We start from the raw sequence: 13,303 nt of genomic DNA, 5'->3' as shown, positions 1-13,303 counted from the left end.
AAGCCGGGTCGGCCTCCGGGGTCGTCCGACCTCGGAGAAGCGTGCAGCGGAGGTTCCGGTGCTGGTGCGTGAGCTTGCTGACGAGGTCCCCGTCGTCGGGCTGGATGACCGGGTCTTGGACGCGGTACGGGCGATGTGGCGTCGAAAGGTCCCGGGTCTGGTCGTGGTGGACGGCCGGGAGCGTCTGGTGGCGGTGCTCTCGGTGACCGAGGTGCTGCGGTTGGTGGTCCCGCCGTACGTGGGCGAGCGGGCGGCACTGGCGCGCGTCATCGACGAGGAGCACGCCGACGGGTTCCTGAGCGAGTGCGCCGACCGGCCGGTGCGGGACTGCCTGCCGCCCGGCCGCCGTAAGTCGGCGGTGGTGGGCCCGGACGCCACGGTGCTGGAGGCGGCGGCGTCGATGACCAGCACGGGGTGCCCGATCGTGGCCGTCGTGGCCGGCGACGGCAGTGTGCTGGGGGCGGTGAGCTGGGGTGCGCTGCTCGACAGGCTGCTGGCCGCGTGACACCCGCCCGCCCCGCCGGGCGGGCGGGTGCGCCGTCATGCCGTGGTCGTGAGGTCTCGGCGGCGGAACGCCCACAGCGCGAGTGCCGTGAGGGCCGCGGCCGCGAGGGTCAGGATCCCGGCCGCCGCGGCGCTTACGTCTTCGCGCGGGTACTCGCCGACGTGCGCGAACGGCGAGAGGTCGACCGCGCCGCCGGGGATGTCGAGGACGGGGGCGAAGAACCCGGCGACGACGCCGTAGCCGAGGACGGCCCAGACGACCGGCACCGCGCGGGGCAGCGCCCCGTACAGCAGGCCGGCGGCGGCGAGGAGCAGCCACACGGCCGGCGTGTGGGCGATATGCCCCAGGATCGTCTTCCACAGGAGCGCGGCGTCGCCGGTGCCGATGGCGGCGGCCGCGCCGGTGCCGAGGCCCGCGAGGAACAGCAGCCACGGGACGGCGAGCGCGGTGACGGCGAGGTTGCCGCCGAGCCAGCCGGTGCGGCCGACGGCGGTGGCGAGGACGGGTTCGGTGCGTCCGGCCGACTCCTCGCCCCGCACCGCCTGCACGGCCAGGATCGCGAACACGGCGACCGTGAACGCCATGGTCAGGCCCATGATGCCGAGGTAGCCGACGACCAGGTCCCCGCCGCCGCCCATGACGGCGATCAGGTCTTCCGGGGCGTCGTCCAGCCCGTCGGCCATCGGCTGGGCGAACGCGCCGTAGGCCGCACCGGCGACCAGGAGCGCGATGCTCCAGCCGGTGATCGCGGCGCGCTGGAGGCGGAACCCCAAGGTCGGCGCGGTGCGGAGCCAGGCGGCGGCGCGGGGCGGGCCCGGTCGCGGCGGGACGAGCCCCGCGTCCAGGTCGCGGCGGCCGGCGAGGCGGTACCCGGCGGCGGCGGTCGCGGCGGCGCAGGCCAGGGAGAGGGCCAGCGGCCACCACCGGTCGAGCACGTAGGGCGCGGTCTGCTGCGACCAGCCGAGCGGGGACAGCCACGACAGCCGGGAGCCGCCGCCGTCCTGGACGGCCGCCATGTCGCCGATGCCCCGGACGACGAACGCGGCGCCGAGGACCGCTCCCGTGAGTCCGGAGGCACCGCGGGGGTAGGCGAAGACCTGCACGGCGGTCGCGGCGATGCCGCCGAACACGAGTCCGACGGCGCCGACGGACGCCCCGAACAGGGCCGACCCAGCGGCGGCGTAACCGGCGGCGAGCATGATCGCGGTGACCAGGATGGCGGCGGTGGCGCACATCAGCGCGGTGAGGATCAGCGCGGCGGTCAGCTGGGCGGACCGTCCGACGACGTTCGCGCGGACCAGTTCGGCGCGCCCCGAGCGCTCCTCGGCGCGGGTGTGCCGGGTGACGGTCAGCAGCGCCATCAGCGCCGCGCCGAGCATGATGTACAGCCCGTACTGGCCCGAGAGGAACCGTTCGAGGGTGATGGCATCGTAGCCGTACCCGGGGCCGCCGAAGATCGCCCCGGCGAGGCTGGTGGAGAACGAGCTGACCGATTCCAGCTGCTCGGTCGTGGAGTAGACGGATTTCAGCGCGGTGGTGAAGTAGCCCATCAGCATGGCCAGGCCGAGCGTCCAGGCGGGGAACCGGACGCGGTCGCGGCGCAGCATGAACCGCAGCAGCACGCCGGTGCCCGCCAGCGCTCCCCCGGACGCGCTGCGGACGGGTGCGGGCAGGGTCGTCGCGGTCACGACGTCCTCCCCGCGGCCGCGCCGTTGCCGGTGCGGGTGAGCTCGTCGCCGTAATGGCGCAGCAGCAGCTGCTCCAGGGTCGGCGGGTGCGCGGTGAGGGCCTGGACGTCCAGCTCACCGAGGCGCCGGACGGCGGCCGCCAGGTGATCGCCGTCGACGTCGAAGCGGAGCTGCCCGTTCTCGGTGCGCAGGTCGTGGACGCCCGGCAGCTCGGCGAGGGCGCGGGCGTCCCGGTCGGTGGTCGCGGTGACGGTGGTGCGGGTCAGGTGCCGCAGCTCGGTCAGCGTGCCGGTCTCGACGATGCGGCCGTTACGGATGATGGAGACGCGGTCGGCGAGGGCCTCCACCTGCGCGAGGATGTGGCTGGACAGCAGGACCGTCCGCCCCGCCTCGCGGGCCTCGCGGATGCACTCCTGGAAGACGGCCTCCATCAGCGGGTCGAGTCCGGCGGTCGGCTCGTCGAGCAGCAGCAGGTCGACGTCGCCGGCCAGCGCGGCCACCAGCGCGACCTTCTGCCGGTTGCCCTTGGAGTAGGTGCGGCCCTTCTTGGTGGGGTCCAGGTCGAACCGCTCGCACAGCTCGTCGCGGCGGGCCGGGTCGGCGCCGCCGCGCAGCCGGGCGAACAGGTCGATCGCCTCGCCGCCGGTCAGGTGGGGCCACAGCTCCACGTCGCCGGGGACGTAGGCGAGGCGGCGGTGCAGCTCCACCGCGTCGGCCCAGGGGTCGCCGCCGAGCAGCCGGGCCCGTCCGGCGTCGGCGCGCAGCACGCCGAGCAGGATCCGGATCGTGGTGGACTTCCCGGCGCCGTTCGGCCCGAGGAACCCGTGGACGTGACCGGTCTCGACGGACAGGTCGAGGCCGTCCAGCGCCTTCACTTTTCCGAAGGATTTGCGCAGGTCGTCGATTTCGATGGCAGGGGTCATTGTCCAGCCCTCGCTGAAAAGCATGGAGAAGGGAATGCCGGGCATGCCGGCGGCCCGCCTTGAGAAGGCGGTGAAATGGTGTGGTGCGTCAGTCCTGCGAGCCGTCGCGGGGCGGGTCGGGGACGTACAGGAGGTACTCCTCCAGGAGCGACCGGTCGGTGTAGAGCCCCTCGGTGAACATCTCCAGCATGGGGGCCGTCACCTCCTCAACATAGGCGCGCAGCGCCTTGCCGCAGGACGCCGGTTCGGCGTGCTCGGGGTGCAGCGTGAGCCACATCAGCAGGGAGCCCATCGCCTGGTAGGCCATCACCCGTGCGCGCGCGGCCGGGTCGCGGCTCGGCCGGATCACCCCGGCCGCCACGCCCGCCTCCAGATAGTGCGTCGCGTCGCCGATCATGTCCTCGAACAGCTCGGCGGCCAGGTCACCGCCCTCGCGCAGCGATCGCACCACGTACAGGGTGAGGGGGGCGAACCGCTCGACCTCGGCCAGCCGCGCGAGGAGCCGGGCGGCGCTGCCGTCGGTCGTGACCGCGCGCTTCTCGGCGGCGATCACCGCGCGGACGTGCTCGTCGCACGCGCGCCGCAGGCCCCGCTTGGAGCCGAAGTAGTGCAGGACCAGCCCTGGGGACACGGCCGCGTCCTCGGCGATGGACCGCAGCCCGGCGGTGAAGCCGTCCCTGGCGAACCGGTCGATCGCGGCGTCCCGGATGCGGGCGGCGGCGCCGAGGTCGGCGTCGCCCTCCGAGGACGTGTCCCGCGTTCGCACGGAGACCACGCTAAACGCTCGTTCAATGATCAGCAAGGCGCCCGCAGAAAACAGCTTTGAAGAAATACTGAAAAGCCTCCAGGCGTCCCCTGTAGCACCTCTTGGCAAGCCCACCGCCGGGCGCCTGCCGTGGCCACGTCCAAGTACGTGCGGGCACCCCGGTTCTGGAGGCACCCCTGAGATAGAAACGGACATTGAGGAGATATCCCGGCGTACAGGCATGTCGCCCAGTGAGCTTCCAGGCACGGGCACAACTTGATCAACGATTGACCGTGCGGGGCCTTTCGGGACGGGCGGCCGGGGAAATGTGACCAGTGCATCCCGGTGAAGGCGGATTCACCGCCCGCAGGTGCTCGTCCGCCGGGATCTCCCACGATCAGGGAAGGGCGCACGGTGGAGACGACGGCGGTCCTCGACCGGTGGCAGTTCGCCGTGACCATCGTGTACCACTTCCTGTTCGTGCCGATCACGATCGGCCTGGCCTGGTTCGTCGCCGGGATGCAGACCGCGTGGCACCGCACCGGCAAGGAGCACTACCTGCGGATGACGCGGTTCTTCGGGAAGCTCTTCCTGATCAACTTCGCGCTGGGGGTCGTCACCGGGATCGTGCAGGAGTTCCAGTTCGGCATGAACTGGTCGGTCTACTCCCGGTTCGTGGGTGCGGTGTTCGGCGCGCCGCTGGCGATCGAGGGCCTGGTGGCGTTCTTCCTGGAGTCCACCTTCATCGGGCTGTGGATCTTCGGCTGGGACCGGCTGTCCCCGCGCCTGCACCTGGCGATGATCTGGCTCGTGGTGGCGGGCACGACGTCGTCCGCCTACTTCATCCTGGCGGCCAACAGCTGGATGCAGCGCCCCGTCGGCTTCGCGATGCGGGGCGGCCGGGCCGAGATGACCTCGCTCGGCGCCGTCCTCCTGCAGCCGCTGCAGATCACCCATTTCCTGCACACGATCGCCGCCTCGCTCATCACCGCCGGACTACTGGTGATCGCCGCGTCCGCGTACCGGCTGCGCCGCGGACGGCGGGAGGGCGGGCACGACCCGGACGCGACGCTGTTCCGCGCCGCCGCGCGCGGCGCACTGCGGGTGACGGCCGGGGCATCCGTCGTCGTGATCCTCGTGGGGCACTTCCAGGCGCAGATCCTGGTCAAGGACCAGCCGATGAAGATGGCCGCGGCGGAGGCGCTGTACGAGACGCAGGCGCCGGCGCCGCTCTCCCTGCTGGCGATCGGGCCCTGGGAGAAGCACCCGGACCGGACGGACGTCGACATCGTCCTGCCGCACGGCCTGTCGGTCCTGTCGACCAACGAGTGGAACGGCGAGATCCGCGGGATCAACGACATCCAGCGCGAGTACCGGGCGCGGTACGGCCCCGGCGACTACACCCCGATCATCGGCAGCGTCTACTGGTCCTGGCGCGTGATGATCACCATCGGGTTCCTCCTGCTGCTGTACAGCGTCCTGTGGCTGTGGATCATCCGCCGGCGCGGCTGGCGGCGGTCCCGCTGGTTCGCCCTGACGGCCTACGCGTTCCTCGGGCTGCCGTTCCTCGCCAACACGGCCGGGTGGCTGCTCACCGAGATGGGGCGCCAGCCGTGGATCGTCCAGGGGCTGCTGAGGACGCACGACGCGATCTCCCCCCGGGTGGGCAGCGGCCAGGTGATCGCGACGCTGGCCGGCTTCGCGGCCGTCTACGGGGTGCTCGCCGCGATCATGGGCTGGCTGATGGTCCGCGCGATCAGGACCGGCCCCGAGCCCGCCGCCCCCGGGGTGACCCGCGAGGACGCACTGCCGCCGATGCTCTACTGACCCGGCCCGCTGGGAGGCGCACCACCATGGAGACCGCAGGGCACTTCGACCTCCAGACGCTGTGGTTCGTGCTGATCGCCGTGCTCTGGATGGGGTTCTTCCTGCTCGACGGCTTCGACTTCGGCGTCGGGATGCTCTACCCCTTCCTCGGCCGCGACGACCCGGAGCGGCACGCGCTGCTCGCCACGATCCTGCCCGTGTGGGACAGCTACGAGGTGTGGATCATCGTGGCCGGCGGCGCCACCTTCGCCGCGTTCCCCGGCTGGTACGCCGGCATGTTCTCCGGCTTCTACCTGATCTTCTTCGCGATCCTGGTCGCGCTCATCGTGCGCGGGGTCGCCATCGAGTACCGCAACAAGCACGACGACCTGTCCTGGCGCCGCCGCTGGGACGTGGCGATGCCGATCGCCAGCGCCGCGATCCCCTTCCTGCTGGGCGTCGTGTTCGCCTCGATCACCCGGGGCGTGCCGATGGACGACCTCGGCGACGTCACCGCCGGCGAGGGCGCGCTCTTCAGCGGCTACTCCGTGCTCGCCGGGCTCGCGCTCGTCGTGGCCTTCGCGGTGCACGGCGCGCTGTTCCTCGCCGTCCGCACCGAGGACGGTCTGGACGCGCGGGCGCGCCGCTTCGCTCTGGCGCTGTGGCCGGCCGCCGCCGTCCTGCTGATCGCGTTCACGGTCTGGACGGCCGTGCAGGCGCACGCGTCGGCGCCGTACCCGGTGCCGATGCTCGTCCTGCTCGGCCTGAGCCTGGCGGCGGCCGCCGCGGCCGGCCCGCTCGCCTGGCTGAACCGCCCCATGGCCGCGTTCGCCGGCACGTCGGTCGCGACCGTGCTGCTGGTCGCCGCCCTGTTCGCCCGGCTGTACCCGCGGGTCATGGTCTCGTCCACGCCCGGCTCCCCCAGCCTGACGATCTACAGCACCGCGTCCAACCACTACTCGCTGGTCGCCATGACGATCATCGCCGCGCTGTTCGTGCCGGTCGTGCTCGTCTACCAGGTGTGGGCGCTGTGGGTGTTCCGGGCGCGGCTCTCCCGGGCGGACTTCACCCGCCCGCCGACCCCGCTGCACATGATCACCCGGGAGCGGGGCGGGAAGCGGGGCGACGCGTCGTCGGGCGGCGCGTCCGCCGGGGGCGGGGAGTAGGCCGCGGATGCGCGCGACCGATCCCCGGCTGCCGCGCGACGTCCCCGGCGTCCGCCGGTTCCTCGCGGCGGCGGGCGTGCTCGCCGCCTGCTCGGCGGCGCTGACCATCGCGCAGGCCGTGCTGTTCGCGCACATCGTCGCCGCCGGGTTCCTCGGGCACCGCGGGGTGCGGGACGTCGCGCCGGCGCTCGTCTGCTTCGCGGCGGCGGGCGCGGCGCGCGCCGCGATCGGCTGGACGCGGGAGACCGGCGCCCGCACGGCCGCGTCCCGGATGGTCCGCGAGCTGCGCGGACGGGTGCTCGGCCGGGTCGTGCGGGCGCGTCCGGGGAGCGTGCAGTCCGGAGAGGCGGTGACCGTCACCACCGAGGGCGTGGAGGCGCTGGAGGGCTATGTCGCCCGGTTCCTGCCGCAGCTGGCGACCGCCGCGCTCGCGCCGCCCATGATCCTCGTCTGGGTCGCCTTCCAGGACGTCCTGTCGGCGGTGGTCATGGCGGTCACGCTGCCGCTGATCCCGCTGTTCGGGGCGCTGATCGGCCGCTCCACCGGCGCCCGGACCCGGGAGCGGTGGCGGGCCCTGGCCCTGATGAGCGGGCACTTCCTGGACGTGGTGAACGGGCTGACGACACTGCGCGCCCACCGCCGGGGCGCCGCGCAGGCGGCCGCGATCGCCGCGACCACCGACCGCTACCGCCGGGACACGATGCGGGTCCTGCGGATCGCGTTCCTGTCGGCGCTCGTGCTGGAACTCGCCGCCACCCTCGGCACCGCGCTGGTCGCGGTCGGCATCGGCCTGCGGCTGGCGAGCGGCGGCCTGGAACTGGAGGCGGGCCTGGCGGTCCTCGTCCTCGCGCCGGAGCTGTACGGGCCGCTGCGCGCACTCGCGGCCGAGTTCCACGCCGCCGCCGACGGGCTCACCGCGTCGCGGCGGCTGTCGGCGCTGCTCGCGCTGCCGCCCGCCGTGCCCGTCCCGGCCCGCCCGCGCCCGGCCGGGTTCGGAGTCGTCCGGCTCGCGGACGTCACCGCCGGATACGACGGCCCGCCCGTCCTGGCGGGCCTGTCGGCGGAGATCCGCCCGGAGACGCGGACCGTCCTCGTCGGGGACAGCGGCGCCGGCAAGAGCACCCTGCTGGCCCTGCTGATGCGCTTCGTCGAGCCGTCGTCCGGGCTCATCACCGTGGACGGGACGGACCTCGCCGCGTTCGACCCGGACGAGTGGCGGCGGCAGATCGCCTGGCTGCCGCAGCGCCCGCGGCTGCGTCCCGGACCGGTCCTCGATGCCATCACTCCAGCCGAGCCGGGCGGGCTGACCCCCGTCGCCGCCGCCGAACTGGCCGGTGCGGGCGCGCTGCTGCACCGCACCGTCGGCGAGGCGGGCGCGGGCCTGTCGGCGGGAGAACTGCGCCGCCTGGCCCTCGCGCGGGCACTGGCCCGCCCCGCGCCGCTCCTGCTGCTGGACGAGCCCACCGCCCACCTCGACGCGGCCACCGCCCGGCACGTGACCGACGCCGTCCTGTCCCTGCGCGGCCGCACGGTGGTGGTCGCCACGCACGACGCCCGGCTGGCGTCGGGCGCCGACCAGGTGATCGACGTGACCGGGGCGCGGGCGGGGATCCTCGCGTGAGCGGCCGCCCGCTGCCGGCGTTGCTCGCCGCCGCCCGTCCCGTCGCGCACCGGTTCGCCGCGTCCGCGGGCTGCGGCGCGCTCGCCCTCGGCTCTGCGGTCGCGCTGATGGGCATGTCCGGCTACCTGATCTCCCGTGCCGCGCTCCGCCCGGAGACCGTCACCCTCGCCCTGGCGATCACGGCGGTGCGCGCGCTCAGCCTGTCCCGGGCCGTGTTCCGCTACGCCGAGCGGCTGGTCTCCCACGACACGAGCCTGCGGCTGCTGCGGGAGCTGCGGGTGCGGTGGTTCCGGCGGCTGGAACCGCTCGTCCCGGCGGGCCTGCCGGGGGCCCGCTCGGGCGACCTGCTCAGCGGGTTCGTCGCCGACGTCGACGCCGTCCAGCACCTGTACCTGCGCGGCCTCGTCCCGCCGCTCGTCGCGCTCGCCGTGGGGATCGGGTCCGTCGCCGCCGCCGGGTGGCTGCTGCCGCCGGCCGGGCTGTGGCTGGCGCTCGGCCTGCTGCCCGCCGCGCTCGTGCTGCCCGCCGCGGCCGGCGCGCTCGCCCGCTCGATCGCGGCGCGGGAGGCCGCCGCCCGCGCGGCGCGCAACGCCGAGACCGTCGAACTCCTGCACGGCGCCCCCGACCTGGTCGCCTTCGGCCGCGTGGACGACCAGCTCCGCCGGATCGCCGCCGCCGACGCCGTCCTGGCCCGGATCACCCGCCGCGACGCCCGCACCGCCGGGTTCACCTCGGCCTCGACGACCCTCCTCACCGCCGCGACGACCCTCGCCGTGCTGGTCGCGGGACTGGACGCCGTCCGCCGGGACGCGCTGCCCGGCGTCCTGCTCGCGGCGCTCGCCCTGGCGGCCACGGCCGCGTTCGAGGCCGTCCGGCCGCTTCCGGAGGCGGCCCGCGACCTGCTCACCGCGCACGGCGCCGCCGCCCGCCTCGACGCGCTCACCGCCCGCCCGGCGCCCGCCGCCGACCCGGCCCGGCCGCTGCCCGCGCCGCGCGGCGACCTGCTCCGGGTCCGCGGCGTGCGCGCCCGCTACACCGCCGACTCCCCCTGGGTCCTGGACGGCGTCGACCTCGACCTCCGCCCGGGGCACCGCGTCGCGCTCCTCGGCCCGAGCGGCGCGGGCAAGAGCACCCTGGCGCACCTGCTGGTCCGGTTCCGTGACCCGGACGGGGGCCGCATCACCCTCGACGGCCACGACCTGCGCGACTACGCCCAGGACGACGTCCGGCGCGCGGTCTGCCTCGTCGACCAGCACGCCCACCTGTTCGCCACCACGATCCGCGCCAACGTCGCCCTCGCCAGGCCGGCCGCCACCGAAGCCGAGATCGTCGACGCGCTGCGCCGCGCCCGCGCCTGGGACTGGATCGCCCGCCTCCCCGGCGGCCTGGACACCCCCGTCGGCGAGCACGGCGCCCGCGTCTCCGGCGGCCAGCGCCAGCGGATCGCCCTCGCCCGCGCCTTCCTGTCCGGCGCGCGGATCCTCATCCTCGACGAGCCCGCGGCCCACCTCGACGCCGCGACCGCCCGCGACCTCCTCACCGACGTCCTGGGCGACACGTCCGGGCCGGGGATCCTGCTCATCACGCACACTCCCCCGCCACCCGGGTCCGTCGACCAGACCCTGCACCTACGATCCGGCCGCCTCCTCGATGGGGGCGCTCTTTCCACAACCGTGTCCGATCGACGCAAAGGGCGAGGCCGGTCAGACGGTTCTTCACCTTTGACCTGAAAGCTGACCTCGGGTGCGTTGCGCAAATATTCGCCGGATGGCCCGCATCGTTAAAACTAGAGTCGCGGTATGCGCCAGATGCCGTCGGCCGACATGGTCAGCTTGATCTCGTTCCTCGCCGTTCTGTTGATCTTCTTCAGCATCGATGTGCGGTCGAGAGAATCAGTGGTGACAAAGAAGTGGCATACGTACCTTTTCGAATGGGCTTCCCGTATCGGCGGCATCTCGACCGCTTTGGCGCTGACTTTGGGATGGGTCGACCTGTTCCTCCCCGACCAGAGCGACCCGATCCATGTGGCATTCGTGGCTGTTCCGGGATCCCTGGGGGTGCTGTGCGCCATCGCATTGGGACTCGAAATGCTCTGGCAGCGCTGGGAGGGTTGATCCGGTTTGCCACAAGGACGACCCGCGCCATGCCGGCAGCCCACCGGGACGATGCCCCGCCATCGCGCCTGCTGGTCTGTGCTCTGCTGGGGTGGGATACCGCTCCCTGACCTCATCGCAACCATCCGCGATGAACTGAACCTGAGCCCGGCTACGGGCTCCTGTCCGAGAACACCGATCTCGCGCCGCGAGGCGCCATTCTATTTCCGCTGCCGTGTTCCATCCTCCGCGTCAGGGGCGGGGGCAGGTGCCGGGGCGACGGCGATGGCTTCGATCTCCAGCAGCCAAGCCTCGTCGTAGATGCCGGTGATGATGATCGTGATTGCGGGGCGGTGGTCGCCGAGCACTTCGTGGCGTATCCGGCTGTTGGCCTCACGGTGGCGCCGGTCGGACAGATATATGGTGACCTTGGCGAGATTCTGCACCGTCATGCCAGCAGCGGCCAGCACGGTTTTCACATTTTCCCAGGCCAAGCGGCATTGCCCGTCGAAGTCGGCGGGGATGTCACCCTCAGTCGTCCACGGCGGCTGGCCGCTGATGTACAGCGTCTGATGTGCGCCGCCGACCAGCGCGCCATGGGTGTAAGCCGGTGATGATTCAGGCAGGTCACTCGGGTCGATCGGGTCGATCACCAAAGTCGTCGCTCTCCTCGTCGGCGGGGTGGATCGGCGATGTGCGAGCCCTTCCATGATCGCAAAACGGAACGCCGAGCCGTACAAGGTTCGGTGAAGTCCTTGATGCGCCCCAGCGCTCGCGGATGGGGTGCTCGGTGATGTCAGCGACCCGCAACCGGACGTCAACCCATGTTGACACTCGCCATGCCGTCAGCTCACTTGCTCTCGGCAAGGACGGCTGGATGCAGACCCTCAACTTCCTGCTCGCCGCCGCGCTCACCATCGTGTTCGCCACCGGCGTGCACCGTGCGTCCCGCCCCTCGACCTGGAAACCGCTCTTGATCGGCCTGTGGGGGACCGCACTGCTCGGAGCAGGCATCTTCGTGACCGATCCGGTCGGGGGCTACCCGGTGGGGACCCCCGACCGGATCCCGGACGCCACCACACACGGCGCCCTTCACGACTACGTCTCGCTGGCTGGGTTCGCCTTGCTCACCACTGCATGCTTCGTGTTCGCGCGCCAGGGTTCAGCGCGCTGGCGGCTCTACTGCATCCTCAGCGGCATCGCCTTCGCCATCACCATGCTCATCTCCAGCGCCGCCTTCGGTCAGACGGGGCAACTGGGCGACCTGGCCGGACTGTTCCAACGCATTGCCATTACGACGGCGTTGTCCTGGCAGACCGTCCTGGCGTTGCGCCTTCTCGCACGCACACAACGCGGCGAAACAGTACGAACGGATGACACCGACCCTCGGTCGTACGGCTTGCTCCGAGCACTCCGGCCAGTGGCCGCGGCCGCTTGATGAAGTGGGCGCGTGCGTTACGTCCGGCACGGTACGGCACGCGGAGCCGGCGCTGCGGTTACCCAAGCGAAAGGTCGCGCCGGCAGTCGGCGGCCGGGCTCTTCGACCGCGCAGGCGAGGACGTACCGGGCGGCATCAGGATCAGGACGAACCGATACTGCGAAGCGCTCTCAGGCGAGGGCCTCGATGTCGGCGGGGGCGAGCTTGCGGCCGGCGATGCCGGCGAAGCCGTCGCGGTCGGTGCAGCTCTCCTCTCCGATGATGCGGCCGTCCTCGTCGATCGGCCAGACGATCGCCATCCGGGTCTCGTACAGGTAGAACGCATCGGGGTCGTCGACCTCGATCCCCAGGGCGAGCAGCGTGCGGCCGGGGCAGGCCATCCGCATCAGCCCGTCCGTGACCACGCAGTCGCGGTCGACCGCGAGCCGGTCGATGTCATGCTCGAGCCGGGTGGCGCCCGAGGCGATGAAATCGCTGTAGAAGGCGCGGACCTCGGCCTGCCTGCGCGGGGTCATGCCAGGCGCGCCCGGCTCGCCGAGGCGGTAGGGGGTCTGTGGGGCAGTCAACGAATTCCTCTCCGCCGGTCCGGCGCGGTCGTACCGTGCGGGACGTCCTGCTCGCCCCCCGAAGCGTGCTCGACGAGGGCGGCCTGGAAGCCCTGACCATGGCCGCCACTGCCGAGCGGCTCGGGGTGACGCCGATGGCCATCTACCGCCACGTCACCGACCGGGACGCGCTCCTGGCCGGGGTGTCCGGCCTGGTCCTGGAGGACGTGGGCAAGGCCGGGCCGCAGCCCGCGCCCTGGGACGAGAGCGTCGTCGCCTGGATGCGGGACGTGCGGCGCTGCATGGTCGCCCACCCCTGGATCGCCCCGCTGTTCGGCTCCCATGCTCGGCTGTCTCTCGCGTGGGCCGCGGCGCTCGACCGGCTCCTGGCCGCGCTGGAGCGAGGCCCGTTGGACGACGACGCGAGAGCGGACGCGTTCGTCTGGATCGCCCGCACGACCGTGGGCGTGGTGCTCCTGGAGGCCAAGTCCCCGCTGGCGGACGCCGGTCACGACGTCGGGGCGACGCTCAAGGACACGGTGCCCGGCGCACCGGAACAGTGGGCCCGCATCCGCCCGCCGGCGCCGCCATAGGTTCGCGAGGTCGGGGAGGTAGCGGAGGGCGGCGGTCAGCAGCACGGCGGCGGCGACCGCGATCGCCAGCGCGACGGCATCGTTGCGCGTAGGACAGGCCTCCAGGGCGAAGAAGTGCCGCAGCGGCGGGACGCTCAGGACGACGGCGAACGCAGCGGCCATCGCCGCGACGAGACCGAG

The 13,303-nt window shown here is 72.9% G+C and carries 13 protein-coding genes; 8 read left to right on the top strand and 5 right to left on the bottom strand.

What is annotated here, in order from left to right; translation table 11 throughout:
• Positions 1-64 precede the first annotated feature (64 nt).
• Complete coding sequence (locus tag ACGFI1_RS36550) at positions 65-505, top strand: CBS domain-containing protein (protein ID WP_392792011.1); 441 nt, start codon at positions 65-67, stop codon at positions 503-505.
• Between the two features lie 35 nt (positions 506-540).
• Here the strand turns inward: ACGFI1_RS36550 and ACGFI1_RS36545 are convergent, their stop codons facing one another.
• From ACGFI1_RS36545 to ACGFI1_RS36535, 3 genes are all read right to left on the bottom strand, one after another.
• Positions 541-2,193: an ABC transporter permease gene (locus tag ACGFI1_RS36545; protein WP_392792008.1), complete on the bottom strand. Its 1,653-nt coding sequence runs from the start codon at positions 2,191-2,193 to the stop codon at positions 541-543.
• A complete protein-coding gene (locus ACGFI1_RS36540; protein ID WP_392792005.1) occupies positions 2,190-3,116 on the bottom strand; it encodes an ABC transporter ATP-binding protein in 927 nt (308 codons plus the stop codon). The genes ACGFI1_RS36545 and ACGFI1_RS36540 overlap by 4 nt, the downstream gene beginning before the upstream one ends.
• 88 nt (positions 3,117-3,204) lie before the next feature.
• Positions 3,205-3,882: a TetR/AcrR family transcriptional regulator gene (locus ACGFI1_RS36535; protein ID WP_392792002.1), complete on the bottom strand. Its 678-nt coding sequence runs from the start codon at positions 3,880-3,882 to the stop codon at positions 3,205-3,207.
• 393 nt (positions 3,883-4,275) lie between these two features.
• On the opposite strand from ACGFI1_RS36535, the gene ACGFI1_RS36530 reads away from it, so the two are divergent.
• The 5 genes from ACGFI1_RS36530 to ACGFI1_RS36510 all read left to right on the top strand — a co-directional run bounded on the left by ACGFI1_RS36530 (position 4,276) and on the right by ACGFI1_RS36510 (position 10,568).
• Complete coding sequence (locus ACGFI1_RS36530) at positions 4,276-5,688, top strand: cytochrome ubiquinol oxidase subunit I (RefSeq protein ID WP_392791999.1); 1,413 nt, start codon at positions 4,276-4,278, stop codon at positions 5,686-5,688.
• Positions 5,689-5,714: 26 nt separating this feature from the next.
• Positions 5,715-6,833: a cytochrome d ubiquinol oxidase subunit II gene (gene cydB / locus ACGFI1_RS36525; RefSeq protein WP_387068324.1), complete on the top strand. Its 1,119-nt coding sequence runs from the start codon at positions 5,715-5,717 to the stop codon at positions 6,831-6,833.
• Positions 6,834-6,840: 7 nt separating this feature from the next.
• Positions 6,841-8,454, top strand: coding sequence for a thiol reductant ABC exporter subunit CydD (cydD, locus tag ACGFI1_RS36520; RefSeq protein WP_392791995.1), 1,614 nt, complete (start codon positions 6,841-6,843; stop codon positions 8,452-8,454).
• On the top strand, positions 8,451-10,184 hold the full coding sequence (gene cydC / locus ACGFI1_RS36515) for a thiol reductant ABC exporter subunit CydC (protein ID WP_392791992.1): 1,734 nt from the start codon (positions 8,451-8,453) through the stop codon (positions 10,182-10,184). Before cydD ends, cydC begins: the two co-directional genes overlap by 4 nt.
• Before the next feature lie 69 nt (positions 10,185-10,253).
• Complete coding sequence (locus tag ACGFI1_RS36510) at positions 10,254-10,568, top strand: hypothetical protein (protein WP_386868230.1); 315 nt, start codon at positions 10,254-10,256, stop codon at positions 10,566-10,568.
• Positions 10,569-10,768: 200 nt separating this feature from the next.
• Here ACGFI1_RS36510 and ACGFI1_RS36505 read toward each other — a convergent pair whose 3' ends face one another.
• Positions 10,769-11,200: a RidA family protein gene (locus tag ACGFI1_RS36505; RefSeq protein ID WP_392791988.1), complete on the bottom strand. Its 432-nt coding sequence runs from the start codon at positions 11,198-11,200 to the stop codon at positions 10,769-10,771.
• Between the two features lie 125 nt (positions 11,201-11,325).
• Between ACGFI1_RS36505 and ACGFI1_RS36500 the strand changes: the two genes are divergently transcribed.
• On the top strand, positions 11,326-11,985 hold the full coding sequence (locus tag ACGFI1_RS36500; RefSeq protein WP_392791986.1) for a DUF998 domain-containing protein: 660 nt from the start codon (positions 11,326-11,328) through the stop codon (positions 11,983-11,985).
• Between the two features lie 170 nt (positions 11,986-12,155).
• On the opposite strand, the gene ACGFI1_RS36495 is transcribed toward ACGFI1_RS36500, so the two are convergent.
• On the bottom strand, positions 12,156-12,551 hold the full coding sequence (locus tag ACGFI1_RS36495) for a hypothetical protein (RefSeq protein WP_392791984.1): 396 nt from the start codon (positions 12,549-12,551) through the stop codon (positions 12,156-12,158).
• A 35-nt stretch (positions 12,552-12,586) separates the two neighbouring features.
• Between ACGFI1_RS36495 and ACGFI1_RS36490 the strand changes: the two genes are divergently transcribed.
• A complete protein-coding gene (locus ACGFI1_RS36490; protein WP_392791982.1) occupies positions 12,587-13,123 on the top strand; it encodes a TetR/AcrR family transcriptional regulator in 537 nt (178 codons plus the stop codon).
• Positions 13,124-13,303 lie beyond the last annotated feature (180 nt).

This window comes from Actinomadura geliboluensis, assembly GCF_043197915.1.
GTDB lineage: Bacteria > Actinomycetota > Actinomycetes > Streptosporangiales > Streptosporangiaceae > Spirillospora > Spirillospora geliboluensis.
The sequence above is the reverse complement of the archived record's forward strand: the minus strand, read 5'-3'. Positions and strand labels throughout refer to the sequence as shown.